Consider the following 16,398-nt stretch of genomic DNA (forward strand, 5'->3'; position numbering starts at 1 on the left):
TTCTATGCGATAAAAAAAGACGGGAAGGGTTCCCGTCTTATTGCAGTTTATTTCTGTATTTTTAAAATCAACTGATTGTAATCGGCTTTGTATTCTTCAACGCATGAGAATTGGGCCGGCTTAAAGGGTTTGATGAACGCCTCATGAAAATCATAGCCATTCATAAAATCTTCGATCGTATCCTCTTCAGTCTTTCCAAGCAGTCCCGCATCAATCAGGTTGAATACAATATGACCGAAATCGACGCATTCGTTGATCCCCCATTCGGACAGAACGCGTTTCGTGAGCGGTCCGAATTCCTGAAGCGCATATTCACGCATACCTTCGAGCAGTTCCCCTCCGGAAACATGACGCGGTTGCTCAAGTTTACGGACCGTGTGGTCCAGTCCTTCCCGCACAAAAATATAAGCCTGAACTGTATAGCGCCCATCCTTCGCGAGGATTGGCTCCAACAATTCATTTAAACCCGGATTATTCATAATTAAGCTGTTTCTGCAGTTTCTCTGCTAAATCATTCATTTCTTCAAAATCGTTATATACTTTCGGATTCCAGTTCCAGTGGTGTCCATCGTTGTTAAAACGCGGAATAACGTGAATATGGATATGTTCCACCTCCTGACCGGATGCTTTTCCGTTGTTCTGCATAATATTGACGCCGTCCGCACCGAGTCCGTTCATTTGTGCTGCGGCGATTTTTTTGGCCGTCAGGTGCATTTCAGCCAGTATTTCATCGGGGGTTTCCGTGACCGGATCATAATGTTTTTTGGGAATCACGAGAACATGCCCCTTGATAATCGGACCAATATCCATGAAAACGAGCACCTCCTCGCTCTCATAAACCACCGTGGCCGGAATCTCCTTATTCACGATTTTACAGAAAATACAGTCACTCATGAATTTGCTCCGTTTTTTCAATCTGTTCGGGTTGCGGGTCCAGCGGCGGAGAAGGCCGGCGGTTATTCAAATAAAGATACCGTGCACCGAAACCGAGAATAAACAACAAACAGATTATCAGAATATAAAGTTTTTCCTGATTACTGATCCAGAATGCCGCCTGAAATGGACTGTTTTTTTTATCGGACATGCGGAAAATGTAGCAGACCCACGGACGATTTCTATTTCAAAACACCACAGGTCTCCTCGGTTTTTCCAATCCTTGGAAAAACAAATTCGCCGCACAAAAAAAAAGACGCCGTCCGGTAAACCGGACAGCGCCGTACTATGAAAAAGAACTCATTAAGGTGCTGCAGGAGACTGCGGTGGCATTTTATCCTTTTCACGGTCAGGACCCCGTGATGAATCATCGCCATTGCGTCGACCACCATGCTCTCTCCATTTATTCCGCGCCTTGTCCATAAACTGCATAAATTTATCTTTTCCAAGAATCCGCTCCATTTGAATCCGATTACGCGCCAGAATTTTCATCTGTTCTGCCTGGGCATCTGTTACCTCATCAATGGCCGCAAAGATTTCATCCTGCGGTGCGCTTTCCTCTTCCATTTTTTTGAGGTTTTTCTTTTTTTCTTCAATATCCAGATAGGCCGCGCGCATCTGCTCTTTCATCTGGTTCTGCAACTCCGTAATTTGCAGTTTCTGCTCCTCGGTCACCCCGAGTTCCTTCAGCGTCTTCTCCATGATCTGGAGCCGGCGCTCATTCATTTTTTCTCGTTCTTCCGGTGTAAGCTCACGACGCTCACCCCGGCGACCATCGCGATCATGTCCACTCTTGCGCTGTTCATAGCGGATTTCCGACTCGCCGCGCGGCGGTTCATCGGCTTTGCTCAACGTCGGCAGTGCCAACAACACTGCACTTAACATCATCATCTGTTTCTTCATCGTAATAACCTCCGGAACGGGTACTCGAGTGTATAACGAAACTAACAGGCCGATATTGCCTACAAAAGTTCAAACTTTTTCGGGCAGGCCGCCAGAAAACGGAATCCGTCCTCCGTGACCACCACAGTATCTTCTATCCGAACCCCGCCGAGTCCCGGATAATAAAGTCCCGGTTCAATCGTAATCACATGCCCGGCTTCCAGAATTTCTCCGGATTTTCCAATTCTTGGCCGCTCATGAATATCCAGCCCCACCCCATGGCCGGTACCATGAATAAAACCAACGTGCCGGCCCTCTTTTTCCAAGGTCTGGAAACCACGCTGTTCAAAAATATCGCAGCAGTTTCGGTGAATTTCATCGCCGCAGATGCCCGGTTTCACCATTTTCAGTGCCGAAAGTTGCGCCGCTTTTACTGCATTATACAGTTTTTTCAGCTCCGGGTTCGCCGGGCCGCGGCAGACTGTGCGGGTTATATCGCCCCAATAGCCTGTTTTTTCGGAACGAGGGAAAATATCGATAATGATCGACTGACCCGCTGAAAGCGGGCCGTGGCCTCGCTCGTGCGGATCGGTTCCTTGATCACCGCCGGCAACAATGGTTTCCACCCCGGCGCAATCGTAATCAATCAACGTTTTATGAATCCGTTGCCGAACCGTTTCCGAGGTCAGTTTTTCTTTTCCCTTATAAAGGAACCCGTTTTTTGCAATCCGAGAGGAGCCAATGAGTTCGATACCCGCCTTCATCGCAGCAACTGCGGCACGCTGACTTTTCCGGAGTTTGGAAATTTCGGCGGCAGTTTTCACGTTACGTTCGGGACAGACCGGATTTTTTTCGACCGAAACCGAAATTCCTTTTTTTTCAAGATCCTGAAAAAGTCCTGTCGGAAAATCGGCTGGTACTTTGAGCTGACGGACTCCGGCTTTTTTCATCAGGGCCGGAATCTGTTCGGAAAAATCCCACGCATTTTTTCCGGAGAGCCCGAGATCCTGCGGAGTGTAAACCTGTGTTCCGGGGGTCGATTGGCTGCACGCCCGCCCTTTTTCCATCGGGGAAACACAGAGCAATCCGCCGCTGGCGGTTTTCAGGAAAAGAAAAGCGTCGGGTGCGGTAAACCCACTTAAATAGTGGATATTTGTGGTGCTCGGGGATGATCCTGAGCATAAAATCAGACCTGTTAATTTATTCATCCGGGCACAACCTCCTTGGATATGAAGCCTTATAAAAACCCCACTGATCAGTAGGACATTTTTGTTCTAACATTTTACCAACAATCTGAAAGCTATCTTGTGGTTGATCCAGTTGTACCATCCACATTTTGTGGTTCCATTTTTTTTAGAACTAAATATACCCAGAATACTTGAGCTTCTGAACCGCATGCACTACCTTCCAACATTGCATTACACAACTGCTCGTCAGGGGGAAGTATCTGCCTGTTAATAACTTGTCAATAAGTTCCGGCAGCCTGTTAAGGGGAAAGATTTTAAGAGAAAATGAACAAAGATAGCTCAAAAATTTGGGAAGAAGCCTGTAAACAGCTGAAAGGTATTCTCTCCGGCGATATTTACGATCGCTGGATTGCTGTTATTCAATGTCTGGATATTAATGGCCGCACGATGCGTCTGGCTGTTGCCAACGATTTTTATAAAGACTGGCTGGAAGAAAACTATTTTCCGATGATCCGCAAAGCCGTGATGGTGGTCAGCGGTGAGGAAATGGATATTACACTGGAAGTGGACTCCAGCGCATTTGATTCCAATAAAGAAGAACAACCGGAACCGGAACCTCAGCCCTCGCTGTCGATTCCGAATCCGTTCGAAAAGAAAAAGACCAACCACAATCTGAATCCGAACTACACCTTTGATTCCTACGTGGTCGGCTCCGCCAATCAGTTTGCCCACGCGGCGTCTATGGCCGCAGCCAATTCGCCTTCTCGAACCTATAACCCGCTGTTCATCTACGGCGGTGTGGGACTGGGAAAAACCCACCTGATGCAGGCGATCGGAAATCATATTATTTCCAAAAAACCGCGCGCAAAAGTGTGCTATATCACCTGTGAAACATTCACGAATGAATATATTGAAGCCCTACAGAACAACAATGTGTCCAATTTCCGGAAAAAATACCGGAAAATCGACATGCTGATGATCGACGATATCCAATTTCTCGACGGTAAACAGCGGTTGCAGGAAGAATTTTTCCATACCTTCAATACCCTTTTTGAAAGTCATAAACAGATTGTGCTCACTTCCGACCGCACACCGAGCGAAATGGCCGGGCTGGCACCGCGCCTCATTTCCCGCTTTGAGTGGGGTCTGGTGACGGAGCTCGGAAAACCGGATGTAGAAACCCGCACCGCCATTCTGCGTAAAAAAGCCGAACTGCTGAATCTGAATATTAACCACGAATTACTGGATTATCTTGCCCAGCGCGTTTCTTCGAATGTCCGGAGTCTGGAAGGAGCCCTTATCCGTGTGGCCACCTTCATGTCGCTGACCAATCAGCAGGTGGATATCCAGAAAGTGGAAGAACTCCTTCATGATCTTCTCGATAAAGAGTCCGCCGCCGCGATCAGCGTCGACCTTATTCAGCGCACGGTTGCCGAGCACTTTGATCTGCGTCCGCAGGATCTCACTGGAAAAAAACGCTCGAAAGACATTGCCTGGCCGCGCCAGATTGCCATGCACCTTTCGCGTACTATGACCTCGCAGTCATATCCGGTCATCGGCGAGCAGTTCTGCCGCAATCATGCGACGATTCTCTATGCTCATGATCAGGTATCCGAAAAATCAAAAGACAACCGCAACCTTCAGCAGACCCTCTCAATCCTGAAGGACAAAGTGAATAAAAACGCTGCCAAAGCACTTGTTTAAACGTTTTATAATCCTGACATATTCTTCGGGCCGCCTTCTGGGCGGCTTTTTTTTTAGTTAGTCCCGGCTTCCGGATTCGCTGTACTCCCCTCAAAATATTGCAGCACGCACAACAAAACAGAAAGAGGCCGCCATATTTTCCACTCCATGTGGCTGCACAACGGCAACAGGGTTACTTATCCTCTGAATAATTCATCAATAATGAGACAGAGCACCGCGCTTCCCTCTTCGCGATCTGCAGTGCTCCCCCTCCTTATAAATATGTATACCAATGAAATAAGGAATATCGGGGTATCCCGGTTATTCTTCCGCTACTGAATTGGACGGACTTTTCCGGCTTCAGGTTGGGCTTATACAGACGAAGCTTCAGATACGTAGACCCCCGGAAAAATGTCTGATCAATTGAACAAATCCGGATGCTTCGTCTGCCTTCTCTTCTCCCCCGTGTCCCCCTTCTAATATTCCTGCTTCCAATGGTTGGAAAGAGCGCCGGTTTCAGGCATTCTTTTTTCATTATTCGAAACCGATTCAGTGTTCATGAACACCGGCCAAAAACGTTAATGGCCTGTTAATGAAAATTGAATAACCTGTGGAGTTTCTGATGATGAGTTTAATAACTCAAGGTTGTGAACAGCTGGACCTGATTATGCCCAGCTTATCAACAGGGTTGTTATGTTTTTCAAACTTTTACAGGTGACTGGGTTACGGAAAATAAGTAGGTTTTTAGGCGGTTATTCACAGACCATACTAATAGTGATTTTTATAAAATAGATATATATATATTACAGGAGGCTTGTTAATGAAGTTCAGCATCGAGAAGGATCAGATTCTGGAAGCGCTGCAGAAGGTGCAATCTATCGTAGGTCAGCGCACCACGTTGCCGATTCTTTCCAATGTGCTGCTTGAGGCAAGCAACGGAAAACTCACACTGACCACCACGGACATGGAGGTGAGCGTGCGGACGAGCATTGAGGCCGACATTGATGAGGACGGAGCCACCACTCTTCCGGCCCGCCGTTTCTTCAGCATTTGCCGGGACCTTCCCAGTCATCAGGTGGATATCGGGGTGAGCAATGAGGATGTAGCTACAATTTTATCCGGCTCCTATAATTGTAAGCTGGAAGGGCTTTCGAAAGATGATTTTCCGCCGATGCCTACATTCGAAGAGAGTTTCTCCTATACGCTTCAGCAAGGTACCCTGAAGGATATCCTGCAGAAAACCTCTTACGCGGCCAGTACAGACGAATCCAGGGCGATTCTGAACGGTTCTCTGATGGCTTTCCGGGACAGTAAGCTGACGGTGGTCTGTACGGATGGCCGCCGTCTGGCACTCGTTGAGCAGGAAATTGATATGCCGGATGATGCGGAAACCGACATTGTGGTGCCGACCAAGGCGGTTAATGAATTGATCAAAACGCTGGGCGATGAAGGTGAAGCGAGTATTAAAATGTCGTCCACACAGGTGGCGATAGAATTTGGAAATATCTTCATTATTTCAAAGCTCGTTGATGGAACGTACCCGAATTACCGTCAGGTAATTCCATCGCAGTGTGAAGAGCGCATTGCAATCGACCGTGAAATGCTGCAAAGCGCAGTACGCCGTGTTTCGCTGATGCTTGATGATCAGGCGGCTTCGGTGAAAATCCAGATTACGGAAAACCGTATGGAATTGCTGACCTCTTCTCCGGAAATCGGTGAATCAAGGGAAGCTGTGCCGGTGAAATATTCTGGTAAGGATATCACGATTGCATTCAACCCGGCCTTTTTGATGGCTCCGCTGAAACATCTGGATTCAGACGAAATCTATCTGGAACTTTCTGACGAGCTCAGTCCTGGGGTGATTAAAACGAATGTACCGTTCCTTTACGTGATTATGCCGATCCGTGTGAGCTAGTTCCGGAAAACGATACTGAAATGGAAAAAGGACGGCGTTTTCGCTGTCCTTTTTGGTCTCAATAAAAAAAGAAATCCACGAATGAATTTCCTGTCCTGTCGTAAAATGGTTGCCGAACTAGGGGTCGAACCTAGACTAAGCGAGTCAGAGTCGCTTGTGCTGCCATTACACCATTCGGCAATGAATGAGGGCAGAAAGTAGCTATTTCTCTGAATCGGATCAAGCAGGTTTTAACGAAAAAATGCCGAATGCCACCCCAAAGAAAATTATCCGCCTGCTAGGCGTCGGATTTGATGCCGAGGACGGCCATATTCGAATCACCAAAGGCGATAACTATGATGTGCTGATGGGATCAGACGAAAGCCATGAATATATGCAGCAGCTGATCCGAAAAATCGAGGATGCGCTCGCAGCCCGAAATTTATCGCTCGATGATTTTACACCGGATCAGTTTTTAGACTTTGTTAAAAATATATGTGAGTTGTAAAGAATGAGGCGAGCGGTGTTATCGGTAAGTATTCTCTCGACTCAGTTCCATATTCCGTAAATTTTCGATCCGCATTCAGGGCATTTTCCATCAGAGATTCTGACTGCACTGATTTGAAAGCCTTTTCTTTTGATCAGGCAGGTTCCGCATTCGGGGCACCAGGTAGATTCCCCTGCCCCATCCTGCATATTTCCGACATAAACAAACTTTAATCCGGCTTGGATGGCGATATCGCGCGCCCGAAGAATTGTTTCTGACGGTGTTGGCGGTAGATGTTGAAGCTGATTCTGAGGAAAGAACCGGGAAAGGTGAAGCGGTGTATATGCTCCTAGGTTATGGACAATCCATTCGGACAGTAATTTTGTTTCTTCTTCGGAATCATTGAGCGTTGGAATCAGAAGATTGGTTATTTCAAGGAAAACCCCACACTCTTTCATGATTTTCATGGCCTTAAGAATCGGATGGAGTCGTGCGCCGCATATTTTTCGGTAGAAATCATCAGAGAATGATTTTAAATCAACGTTGGCTGCATCGATGAAAGCGGAAATTTTCCGCAGTGGTTCCGGATTTATGAAAGCCGCGGTAACGAGCAGATTTTTTATATTCCGGTCATGGGCCGCGATGCAGCAGTCGAGGGTGAATTCGTAGGAGACCAGGGGTTCAGTGTACGTGTAGGCAATCGCCGGGGTTTTATGTGCGATGGCTTGCTCAGCAATCTTGAGAGGTGAAATGTTTTCCGGGCTTATGTATACTGATTGGGAAATGGATGCATTCTGGCACTGTTTACAATGCAGATTACAGCCGGCAGTCCCGATGGAGAGTACGCTTGATCCAGGCAGCACATGGTAGAGCGGTTTTTTTTCAATGGGATCTATCTGTATGGCGCACGGATGCCCGTAAGTAATGCATTCAATGCGGCCTTTAATATTTTTTCTTACCCGGCAGTCTCCGGTTTCGCCTGGAGCGAGCTCACACCCCTTCGGGCAGATGGTGCATTTCGTATTCATTCGTTATAATGCGTAATGGCTAATGCACGGGGTACGAATATTCAATTAGCCGTTACTCATCCTTGTTACCGAACAGAGAATCCAATGCGCCGAATGCAGAGAAACCTTTGGATTCGAATGAATCGTCGGCGGTGGTATTAAAGCCCTTCATTTTTTGTTTTTCATGCTCGTGGTCATGACAATAGACACAGAGCAGTTCCCAGTTACTTCCATCCGGCGGGTTGTTCTGATGATTGTGATCTTTATGATGAACGGTCAGCTCTTTTAGTTTTGAACCTTCAAACTCCCGTCCGCAGCTCGCGCATACATGAGGGTAAAGTTTGAGGGCTTTGGCGCGATATCCTTTTTCGCGTTCTGCCATCTGCTGATGGATACGTTCGAGTTGGTCACTTCTTTTCATATTAAAACGGCCTTCAGTGCGGATTCGAGATCCGGATGTTTAAATGTGTACTCTGAATGTAATAGCACAGTCGGAATAACACGGGTACTGGAAAGAAGAAGTGCATCGGCCATTTCGCCAAACAACAGGCGCGCGGCAAAAGCGGGCATTGGCATAATGGTTGGACGTTTCAATACCTTTCCCAGTGCTTTAGTGAATTCCTTGTTGGTGTGCGGAGTCGGAGCCACCATATTTACTGCCCCTGATATCTCTTCGTGTTCAATGATGTGCAGAATTGCCCCAACCATGTCTTCGATGGAAATCCAGCTCATGTACTGATTTCCATTACCTAACACCCCTCCCCCACCCATTTTAAACGGTGGAAGCATTTTCCGAAGTGCGCCTCCCTGATTTGAGAGAACGATGCCTGTGCGGAGCTGGACAGTCCGAACGCCGGCATCGGATGCCGCATGAGTACAGTTTTCCCATTCTTCGCAGACATCAGGGAGAAATCCGGATCCCGGGCTGCTTTTCTCATCTAATTTTATATCACCTCGGTCGCCATAATATCCTATAGCGGATCCAGATATAAAAACTCTGGGCTTATGTTTAGACTGAGCGATCTGTTCGCTGAGTGCTTTTGTTCCGGCCACTCTGCTCTCACGGATAGTCTTTTTCTTTTTATCATTCCATCGGCCTTGAGCAATATTTTCACCGGCCAGATGGATCACAGCATTCACCCCTTCCATATTAAGCGGTTCGGACAGGTTACGTCCAAGACGTTGGATTTCATGTCCTGATTCAGTGAATTGGGTAACCAGTGCAGTACCGATCAGTCCGTGGGATCCTGATATTAATACTTTCATATGTGCTCCCTTTGTTAAGTCTAATGTTAATCCAAATAAAAAAACGTACAACTATTGTTTCGTTTCATCCGTTCGTTTAATCAGGAAAATAATTACAATTTTTACACTGCACCTGCGGTATTCAGATGCCTGGAGATCTTTGTTTTATGCAACACTCTGTAGACAAAAAGCTTATAGGGTGAGATTATCCCCGCCCGATTAATAAGGTATAGGTTTTAATTATGAATAAGTCTTTGTATAAAGTGATTGTGGTGGGTGGCGGACATGCCGGTTATGAGGCTGCACTGGCCTCAGCTCGAATGGGCGTTAAAACATTATTAATAACGTTGAATAAATCTCTTATAGGGAGATTACCATGTAATCCGGCTGTTGGTGGTATTGCAAAATCACATTTAGTATCTGAACTCGATGCATTGGGGGGTGAACTAGGGCGTAATACTGATTATACCGGTATTCAGTATCGCATGCTTAACACGCGAAAGGGACCTGCAGTACAGTCCAACCGGGTGCAGTGCGATAAAGATTTATTTCCTCTTCGAATTCAGTCTGTGCTCGATATGCAGGAAAATCTCGATATTCATGATGATATTGTGACCGCGATCCGTACCAAAGGGGCGGCTATATGTGGTGTCACCACACGTGGAGGTGGTGATATCGATGCAGATGCTGTAGTGATTTGTACAGGGACTTTTCTTCGAGGACGCGTTTTAATTGGTACGAAAAGTCTCAAAGAAGGACGTATGGGGGAAGAGTCTGCAGAGGAGTTGTCGGCTTCGTTTAGTCGTTTTGGTTTTGAATTGGGGCGGTTGAAAACCGGAACACCACCCCGTATTCATCGAGATTCGGTGGATTATTCGTCTATGGAGATTCAACCGGGAGAAGAACCCCCGCCCTTTTTCTCCCGAATGGCACGGAAAGAATGGAAAATGTTCCACGTAGAACATGAAAATCCTGACCCTTCTCTGATGAATAAAATGTTCCATGTGGAACATGGTGGATTGCATCCCTGGCGACCGGGTTCTGATCAAATACCTTGTTGGTTGACTCACACCAATGCGAATACACATCAAATCATCGCGGATAATCTACATAAAAGTGCAATGTATAGTGGTGCGGTGGAAGGAACAGGTGTGCGGTATTGCCCTTCTATTGAGGATAAAATTGTTAAATTTTCCGGGCGTGATTCTCATCACGTCTTTATTGAGCCGGAAGGACGAAATAATATTCGTCTTTACCCAAATGGAACCTCTAATAGTTTACCGGAGGATGTGCAAAAGCAGATGATCCACTCTATCGCAGGGCTTGAGAAGGCTGAGATTATCCGTCCGGCCTACGCTATCGAGTATGACTATGCAAATCCGACCCAATTATTTCATACCTTAGAGACTAAACGCGTAGAAAATCTCTTTTTTGCCGGACAGCTTAACGGAACCACCGGGTATGAGGAAGCAGCTGGTCAAGGATTTGTGGCCGGTGCCAATGCCGCCTTAAAGGCTCTGGGGCAGGAAGAGTTTACTCTTAGCCGAAATGAGAGCTATATCGGAGTTCTGATTGATGACTTGGTTACAAAAGGGACTGATGAACCGTATCGGATGTTTACTTCGCGTTCAGAGCATCGTCTGACATTGCGCCAGGATAACGTTTATTTTCGTCTACTTGAAAAATCTAAACAGCTTAATATTGTGAACTCTGATGAACTTTCTGAGATTTCCAATCATTGGAAGGATATACATGCTGAAATAAAACGACTGGATAAGGTTTTTCATGATGGTAAATCATTAGCTCAGCTACTCCGTCAGCCTGAAAACCTTTACTGTAATCTTCCTCAGGCGAATCAGGGCTTATCAGAAGAGGTGATTAAGCAGGTTGAAATTGAGGTTAAGTATGCGGGGTATATTAAACGGGAAAAAGAGCGCATTGAATCGGCGCGACGTCAGGAAGATCAATTGCTTCCTCCCGATTTTAATTATGATGAAATTCAAAGTTTACGCTTTGAGGCGCGCGAGAAGCTGAATAAAATAAAGCCTGAAAATCTGGGGCAGGCTGGACGTATCTCGGGGGTTAATCCTTCTGATATTTCAATTCTAGGGATGTGGTTGAAACGGAAGATGACTAATAACTAACCGTTATTCTGTGGAAATAATGAATATAGATGAATTATAAATGATTGAGAATTAATATATAAGTAAATTATAATATTATATATTAAACTATTAAGCACCGTATCATATTTATGCCTCTAGCCTCTTTTTCTTTTGTAAGTTCCTTGAACAAAAAAGTATGAATCAGCACTATTCCTCGTCCCAATAATTGGAAGGCGGGTGAGCATATGAGTTTACAGATGATAGCAATAATTCTGGGTCTGTTAGGTACAGTTGGAGGCTTGGCGGGAATTTTTCGGCCGGATCTGATTAAACGGTTTGCTGAAATATTTCCCCGCAGTACGGTTCCTGCGTGGTTGTTTACCGCACTTTGCTGTATTTTGGGTGCAAGGGAAGCGAGTGGTATGAATATGGGGGTTGTGGATGTGATAAAACCGTATATCCCTTTCATCGCAGTTGGGGTTTTTGTGGCGAGTGTTATCTATATGAAAGAACTTCTGGCCCCTAGAGCACTTGGGGGATTTCTATGCTTGATTGCTGTGCCTATTTGTAAAACAGCAGCGCAGTCAGGTTCACCGTTTTTTCAAGTTGTTACAGCAGTGATGTATCTGGCCGTTATTTTTGGGATCATCATTCTGATGTCGCCATGGTATTTTAGAAAAATCTATGCACCGGTTATTGAGAATGAGTTACTTTTTAAGGGTACAGCTATCGCTAAGACGATTGTAGGGGTACTTATTCTTATACTTGGAATTTTTGTCTATTAAGACAGGACAGGGTAGGGGAGTAGGTTCTTACTTTTTACTTTTAAAACAATTGCACGCTTATGTCTGCTTGCATAGACGCGATTCAGATCTGGAACAGGCTTTTATTTCGTTGTTTCTTTTAGCATTTTCTGGGTATCCCAGGCGCGTTTACATTTTCGGATCTGTTCATTATATGCTTCAACCTGTTCCTTGGTGACACCCTGTCCATGTCGCGCGGCTTTTTTCGCCATTGTGGTGATCGCATTGTAGGCACGTTCGTAATCCCCATTAATATAGTGGGCTTCGGAGAGGGTACTCCACACGTGGTGATCATCAGGGGAAATAGCTAAGGCTTCCTGTGCATAACGTACTGCTTTTTTTCCGTCGCGGTATTTAAGATCATCAGCGGTGGCATATAGCCATGCCAGATTATTCATCAGTTTGAAATCATCCGGATTTTCATCAATCAGTTTGAGCAATAAAGATTCAGCTTTCCCATATTGTTTTGCGTTAATGTATACATGGGCCACCACATAACGGGCTTGAAAATGATCCGGATCGATTTCGAGAATCCGTTCATAAGCGCTAACTGCAGAATCAAAATCTTCTTCAGCAAAATAGGCTTGAGCTACATGGAGCAGAAATTCAATACGCTCTTCATCCGTTTGTTTATTCAGCATTAAACCGGAGGAAACCTGATCAGCCGATGGGGTATCCTCTGCAATAACTGGAAATGAAGTTGCGGTTATAAACAGTGTAAGGAAAACAGTTTTTAATTTCATGAGACTACTTAACCTTGGTTATCTCAACCTGCACAACAGCAGGTTCGATTTTTACCATCTTGATTTCGGGAGGTAGATTGATTTCTAAAGGAAGTTCGTATGCAGCCGCTTCCGGTAAATCCTGACAACTGACATAGATAAATAGATCCTTGGTTTCAAGGCGTTCAACAGCCCGTTTATCGCCCTGAACTGTGATATTTACCGTTTTTGGAAAAATTTCAATTCTACGTTCCTCGCCGGGAGAAGAGACGATTCGTACCGGAATTTTATCAAAATCGGCTGTACTATTATGTTCAGCCAGAAAGACTTCGATGGAAACCCAATTGGGATCGACTGCCAGACGTCCGGCTTGGGGAACGGCAATAGGAACACTTTCTTTGAATGTGGCCTGCCGATCCGCCAGATCTATTTTTTCCGTGTGTATATTCTCCATGCTGTCGAGAATCTGTCGTGCTCCTGAAACTTTTACTGATGCAGGTGTTGCTACAATACGTTCAATTTCAATACCTTCCGGAAGATTTCCTGAAATAGCTGCTTTAACAGGAAGAAGACGTTCACCCTCCTGGTCCATTCTGACCACGATTTCAGAAGGGCTGAAACTGACCACTTTGGCCCCGGTTGGGTTGCGGAGGTGTGCGGGGGTCAGCTTAATCATCATTTCTTCACCCTGCACGGGATTCTGTACTGGAATGACCAAGTGCAGCTGATCGCTGTTCAGATAGCGGATATCCTCGCGGGAACCTCGAAAAACAATATTTACCCGTTGCATCGATTTTTCCCAGACTGCCCAGCCGGAAGGGGTTTTCACATCTACCGGAATACCTGAAACAGAAACTTCAAATCCAATGGTTTTACGAATGCTCTGCCAGCCCAGAAAAGCCAGAATCAGGCAGAGGATAATCAGAAACCGGTCTTTCCAGAACTGATTCCAGGCATTGGAAATTCTACTCATCGTTCTTCTCCTCGCTGAATGGCATAAGAACGGTATCGGAAAGATCAGCTTCTCCAGTTTGGATTTGTTCGCGAAAGCGGGATAACCCGGTTCGCTCTCGCCGCAGCATCGACTGCAGGACCCGCCGTAAGCGCTCCTCGCCAAGACCTCGCCGAAGTCGACCGTTATAGGCCAGAGAAACAGCGCCTGTTTCTTCGGAAACCACTACTACAATCGCATCCGTTTCTTCAGTGATACCAATGGCGGCCCGGTGTCGAGTGCCGAGGGTTTTACTCAGCTCTTCTTTCTGTGACAATGGAAACAGGCAGCCGGCTGCACAGATTCGGTCACCGGAAATAATCACTCCTCCGTCATGGAGCGGGGTATGCGGAAAGAAAATAGTGGAAAGCAGTTCAGCACTAACTGCGCTGTTCATTTTTGTGCCGGTGTCCTGAATTGCCCGTGTTCCAATTTCGCGCTCTATCGCAATCAGTGCACCGATTTTTCGTTTAGAAAGAAGTTTCACCGTTTGCATGATGGGTTCAATCAGATTGCGCTGTGAAACCATACCGTTGTTGCGCCAAGGCTGCCGGCCCAGCCGCGCAAGAACCCGCCGGATTTCCGGCTGAAAAATCACCACAATCGCCAGTGTAATATAAAGCATCAGCTTGGAGAGAATCCAATTGAGAACTTCAAGATGACTTAAGTTAGTGATGGCATTCAGTGCGCCGAAAAGAATGATAAGGCCGGTCAGAATGGCTGATCCGCGCGTTCCTTTGAAGAGTCTGAAGATGTAATAAAGCAGGGCCGCGAGAATTAATATCTCAACCCATCCAATCGCATCAGGCAGTTCAAAAGCATCGTTCAATTGCATCACAAGTCACCGGTGCAAAGTGTATCCACGATGCGGCAAACATCGCAAGTGTCTAATACGTCATGCACCCGTAAAATATGAGCTCCGCTCACTGCAGACCAACCGGCAATGCCCAGGCTTCCCGCCAGTCGGGAGCTCGGATCTTCTCGCTCCAGCAGTTTCCCGATCATACTTTTTCGTGAGGCTCCGATCAGAACCGGTGCAGTTTTTTCAAGGTCCGGAATTCCGCGAAGCAGTTGCAGATTATGTTCCAGTGTTTTTCCGAATCCGATGCCCGGATCCACCACAATGCGTTCACGCACCACGCCACGGCTGACAGCAAACGTGATGCGTTTTTCCAGATATTGGAAAACTTCAGTCACCGCATCTTCATAGCTTGGGTTTTGCTGCATGGTTTGCGGTGTACCTTTCATATGCATCAGAATAACACCCGCTTCGGAGGCTGCAGCCACATTCACCATTTGATCATCGGCCTCGAATCCGGAAACATCGTTAATGATGTCTGCTCCGGCTTCCAAAGCATGGAACGCAGTTTCGGATTTCATGGTATCAATTGAAATCAGTACCTCGGTGTGTTCCCTGATTTTTTCAATGATGGGAACGGTCCGCCGGATTTCCTCTTTCACCGAAACCGGCTCAGCGCCGGGCCGCGTAGATTCGCCGCCGATATCAATAATTGCAGCACCGTCTTCAACCATCTGCAACGCATGTTGTACCGCGATTTCCGGATCCGCAAAATGCCCGCCGTCGGAAAATGAATCCGGCGTCACATTCAGAATACCCATCACCCGTGTTTTTTCACCGAGGTGGACGGTGCGGTTGCCGCAGTGCCAGTCATATTTTTTCCGCGCCATCAAAGTGCAACCTCCAGGCCATCCCATGGAACGGTGATATCATTCCCGATCTGTTTCTGAAGCTGTTCATGATCGGAGTCGTGTGTAATGTGGGTGAGGTAGGATTTTTTTGCGCCGATTTTCTGTAACTGTTCAATGCACTCGCTGATGGAAAAATGAGTAGGGTGGGGCTTGGGGCGCAGACCATCGAGAATCATGACATCGAGTTGTTGCAGTTGCCGGAATGTGGTTTCCGGTATTCCGTTACAGTCGGGAATATAGGCCATTCGCCTGCTGTCACCTTCAATGAGAAAACCGTAAACCGGATCATTTCCATGCGAAACGGGCAGGGGAGTGATCCGTGCGTTGCCCACCGAAACCGGTTCTGTCATATCGGTAAACTTTACCCGGGGAACACTTTCAAATCCATAGCTGGGGCGATCCACATAATCAAATTTTTTACGCATCTGTTTGATGGTGCGGGGCTGACCGTAAACCGGAATATGTTGTTTCTGCATGGTGCTGAAACGTCGGACATCGTCGAAGCCATAAATATGGTCGGCATGCGGATGCGTCAGGAAAACGGCGTCCACCCGTCCAACGCCGAACGACAGAGCCTGATCGCGAAAGTCCGGGGGCGTGTCAAAAACGAGGTGCTTGTTTTCCGTCACAACATAAATACTGCTTCGCCGGCGATAATTGCGCGGATCAGTGGAGGTGCAGACCGCGCAGGAGCATCCAATCATTGGAACCCCGTGAGAGGTTCCGGTTCCGAGAAAAGTGTGTTTCAT

At 46.6% G+C, this 16,398-nt stretch carries 17 protein-coding genes and 1 tRNA gene; 5 read left to right on the forward strand and 13 right to left on the reverse strand.

Annotated features, from left to right (window positions below):
• Nucleotides 1-47: 47 nt before the first annotated feature.
• The 4 genes from P9H32_RS07990 to P9H32_RS08005 form a co-directional block, all read right to left on the reverse strand.
• Complete coding sequence (locus tag P9H32_RS07990; protein WP_322608368.1) at nt 48-479, reverse strand: Minf_1886 family protein; 432 nt, start codon at nt 477-479, stop codon at nt 48-50.
• Complete coding sequence (locus P9H32_RS07995) at nt 472-915, reverse strand: HIT family protein (protein WP_322608369.1); 444 nt, start codon at nt 913-915, stop codon at nt 472-474. The genes P9H32_RS07990 and P9H32_RS07995 overlap by 8 nt, the downstream gene beginning before the upstream one ends.
• A gap of 321 nt (nt 916-1,236) precedes the next feature.
• On the reverse strand, nt 1,237-1,836 hold the full coding sequence (locus P9H32_RS08000; RefSeq protein ID WP_322608370.1) for a Spy/CpxP family protein refolding chaperone: 600 nt from the start codon (nt 1,834-1,836) through the stop codon (nt 1,237-1,239).
• Nucleotides 1,837-1,895: 59 nt separating this feature from the next.
• Nucleotides 1,896-3,023, reverse strand: a complete 1,128-nt coding sequence (locus P9H32_RS08005; RefSeq protein WP_322608371.1) for a Xaa-Pro peptidase family protein — start codon at nt 3,021-3,023, stop codon at nt 1,896-1,898.
• A 303-nt stretch (nt 3,024-3,326) separates the two neighbouring features.
• Here P9H32_RS08005 and dnaA point away from each other — a divergent pair, with 303 nt between their 5' ends.
• Both dnaA and dnaN read left to right on the forward strand, forming a co-directional pair.
• Nucleotides 3,327-4,706, forward strand: coding sequence for a chromosomal replication initiator protein DnaA (gene dnaA, locus P9H32_RS08010; protein WP_322608372.1), 1,380 nt, complete (start codon nt 3,327-3,329; stop codon nt 4,704-4,706).
• Nucleotides 4,707-5,505: 799 nt separating this feature from the next.
• Entirely contained in the window at nt 5,506-6,600 is a 1,095-nt protein-coding gene (gene dnaN / locus P9H32_RS08015) for a DNA polymerase III subunit beta (protein ID WP_322608373.1), read from the forward strand.
• 106 nt (nt 6,601-6,706) lie between these two features.
• On the opposite strand, the gene P9H32_RS08020 is transcribed toward dnaN, so the two are convergent.
• Nucleotides 6,707-6,780 (reverse strand) — tRNA-Gln (locus P9H32_RS08020).
• Between the two features lie 4 nt (nt 6,781-6,784).
• Here P9H32_RS08020 and P9H32_RS08025 point away from each other — a divergent pair.
• Nucleotides 6,785-7,087: a hypothetical protein gene (locus P9H32_RS08025; protein ID WP_322608374.1), complete on the forward strand. Its 303-nt coding sequence runs from the start codon at nt 6,785-6,787 to the stop codon at nt 7,085-7,087.
• A gap of 41 nt (nt 7,088-7,128) precedes the next feature.
• Here the strand turns inward: P9H32_RS08025 and amrS are convergent, their stop codons facing one another.
• Genes amrS through P9H32_RS08040 form a run of 3 tightly spaced genes read right to left on the reverse strand, consistent with a single transcriptional unit; the run spans nt 7,129 to nt 9,339 of the window.
• Nucleotides 7,129-8,094 carry an AmmeMemoRadiSam system radical SAM enzyme gene (gene amrS, locus P9H32_RS08030; protein ID WP_322608375.1) on the reverse strand — a complete coding sequence of 322 codons (966 nt, stop codon included), beginning with the start codon at nt 8,092-8,094 and terminating at the stop codon, nt 7,129-7,131.
• A 52-nt stretch (nt 8,095-8,146) separates the two neighbouring features.
• Nucleotides 8,147-8,494 (reverse strand): YajD family HNH nuclease, encoded by a 348-nt coding sequence (locus P9H32_RS08035; protein WP_322608376.1) that lies wholly within the window; start codon nt 8,492-8,494, stop codon nt 8,147-8,149.
• A complete protein-coding gene (locus P9H32_RS08040; RefSeq protein ID WP_322608377.1) occupies nt 8,491-9,339 on the reverse strand; it encodes a TIGR01777 family oxidoreductase in 849 nt (282 codons plus the stop codon). The genes P9H32_RS08035 and P9H32_RS08040 overlap by 4 nt, the downstream gene beginning before the upstream one ends.
• 221 nt (nt 9,340-9,560) lie before the next feature.
• Here P9H32_RS08040 and P9H32_RS08045 point away from each other — a divergent pair, with 221 nt between their 5' ends.
• Together P9H32_RS08045 and P9H32_RS08050 are read left to right on the forward strand one after the other, a co-directional pair.
• Nucleotides 9,561-11,462, forward strand: a complete 1,902-nt coding sequence (locus P9H32_RS08045; RefSeq protein WP_322608378.1) for a tRNA uridine-5-carboxymethylaminomethyl modification enzyme MnmG/GidA — start codon at nt 9,561-9,563, stop codon at nt 11,460-11,462.
• A 206-nt stretch (nt 11,463-11,668) separates the two neighbouring features.
• Nucleotides 11,669-12,208 carry a hypothetical protein gene (locus tag P9H32_RS08050; RefSeq protein WP_322608379.1) on the forward strand — a complete coding sequence of 180 codons (540 nt, stop codon included), beginning with the start codon at nt 11,669-11,671 and terminating at the stop codon, nt 12,206-12,208.
• Nucleotides 12,209-12,309: 101 nt separating this feature from the next.
• Here the strand turns inward: P9H32_RS08050 and P9H32_RS08055 are convergent, their stop codons facing one another.
• The 5 genes from P9H32_RS08055 to P9H32_RS08075 are packed head-to-tail and all read right to left on the reverse strand — an operon-like array spanning nt 12,310 to nt 16,398.
• Nucleotides 12,310-12,969 carry a tetratricopeptide repeat protein gene (locus P9H32_RS08055; protein WP_322608380.1) on the reverse strand — a complete coding sequence of 220 codons (660 nt, stop codon included), beginning with the start codon at nt 12,967-12,969 and terminating at the stop codon, nt 12,310-12,312.
• Between the two features lie 4 nt (nt 12,970-12,973).
• A complete protein-coding gene (locus P9H32_RS08060) occupies nt 12,974-13,921 on the reverse strand; it encodes a CdaR family protein (RefSeq protein ID WP_322608381.1) in 948 nt (315 codons plus the stop codon).
• Entirely contained in the window at nt 13,914-14,774 is an 861-nt protein-coding gene (gene cdaA, locus P9H32_RS08065) for a diadenylate cyclase CdaA (RefSeq protein WP_322608382.1), read from the reverse strand. Before cdaA ends, P9H32_RS08060 begins: the two co-directional genes overlap by 8 nt.
• Nucleotides 14,774-15,628, reverse strand: coding sequence for a dihydropteroate synthase (gene folP / locus P9H32_RS08070; RefSeq protein ID WP_322608383.1), 855 nt, complete (start codon nt 15,626-15,628; stop codon nt 14,774-14,776). The genes cdaA and folP overlap by 1 nt, the downstream gene beginning before the upstream one ends.
• On the reverse strand, nt 15,628-16,398 hold the full coding sequence (locus P9H32_RS08075) for an MBL fold metallo-hydrolase (protein ID WP_322608384.1): 771 nt from the start codon (nt 16,396-16,398) through the stop codon (nt 15,628-15,630). The genes folP and P9H32_RS08075 overlap by 1 nt, the downstream gene beginning before the upstream one ends.

This window comes from Pontiella agarivorans (assembly GCF_034531395.1).
GTDB lineage: Bacteria > Verrucomicrobiota > Kiritimatiellia > Kiritimatiellales > Pontiellaceae > Pontiella > Pontiella agarivorans.

Bases quoted from the DNA above. Each gene is read 5' to 3' on its own strand.
- P9H32_RS07990 (WP_322608368.1), bottom strand. From the start codon at position 479: ATGAATAATCCGGGTTTAAATGAATTGTTGGAGCCAATCCTCGCGAAG.
- P9H32_RS08000 (WP_322608370.1), bottom strand. From the start codon at position 1,836: ATGAAGAAACAGATGATGATGTTAAGTGCAGTGTTGTTGGCACTGCCG.
- P9H32_RS08005 (WP_322608371.1), bottom strand. From the start codon at position 3,023: ATGAATAAATTAACAGGTCTGATTTTATGCTCAGGATCATCCCCGAGC.
- dnaA (WP_322608372.1), top strand. From the start codon at position 3,327: ATGAACAAAGATAGCTCAAAAATTTGGGAAGAAGCCTGTAAACAGCTG.
- dnaN (WP_322608373.1), top strand. From the start codon at position 5,506: ATGAAGTTCAGCATCGAGAAGGATCAGATTCTGGAAGCGCTGCAGAAG.
- P9H32_RS08025 (WP_322608374.1), top strand. From the start codon at position 6,785: ATGAGGGCAGAAAGTAGCTATTTCTCTGAATCGGATCAAGCAGGTTTT.
- amrS (WP_322608375.1), bottom strand. From the start codon at position 8,094: ATGAATACGAAATGCACCATCTGCCCGAAGGGGTGTGAGCTCGCTCCA.
- P9H32_RS08035 (WP_322608376.1), bottom strand. From the start codon at position 8,494: ATGAAAAGAAGTGACCAACTCGAACGTATCCATCAGCAGATGGCAGAA.
- P9H32_RS08040 (WP_322608377.1), bottom strand. From the start codon at position 9,339: ATGAAAGTATTAATATCAGGATCCCACGGACTGATCGGTACTGCACTG.
- P9H32_RS08045 (WP_322608378.1), top strand. From the start codon at position 9,561: ATGAATAAGTCTTTGTATAAAGTGATTGTGGTGGGTGGCGGACATGCC.
- P9H32_RS08050 (WP_322608379.1), top strand. From the start codon at position 11,669: ATGAGTTTACAGATGATAGCAATAATTCTGGGTCTGTTAGGTACAGTT.
- P9H32_RS08055 (WP_322608380.1), bottom strand. From the start codon at position 12,969: ATGAAATTAAAAACTGTTTTCCTTACACTGTTTATAACCGCAACTTCA.
- P9H32_RS08060 (WP_322608381.1), bottom strand. From the start codon at position 13,921: ATGAGTAGAATTTCCAATGCCTGGAATCAGTTCTGGAAAGACCGGTTT.
- cdaA (WP_322608382.1), bottom strand. From the start codon at position 14,774: ATGCAATTGAACGATGCTTTTGAACTGCCTGATGCGATTGGATGGGTT.
- folP (WP_322608383.1), bottom strand. From the start codon at position 15,628: ATGGCGCGGAAAAAATATGACTGGCACTGCGGCAACCGCACCGTCCAC.
- P9H32_RS08075 (WP_322608384.1), bottom strand. From the start codon at position 16,398: ATGAAACACACTTTTCTCGGAACCGGAACCTCTCACGGGGTTCCAATG.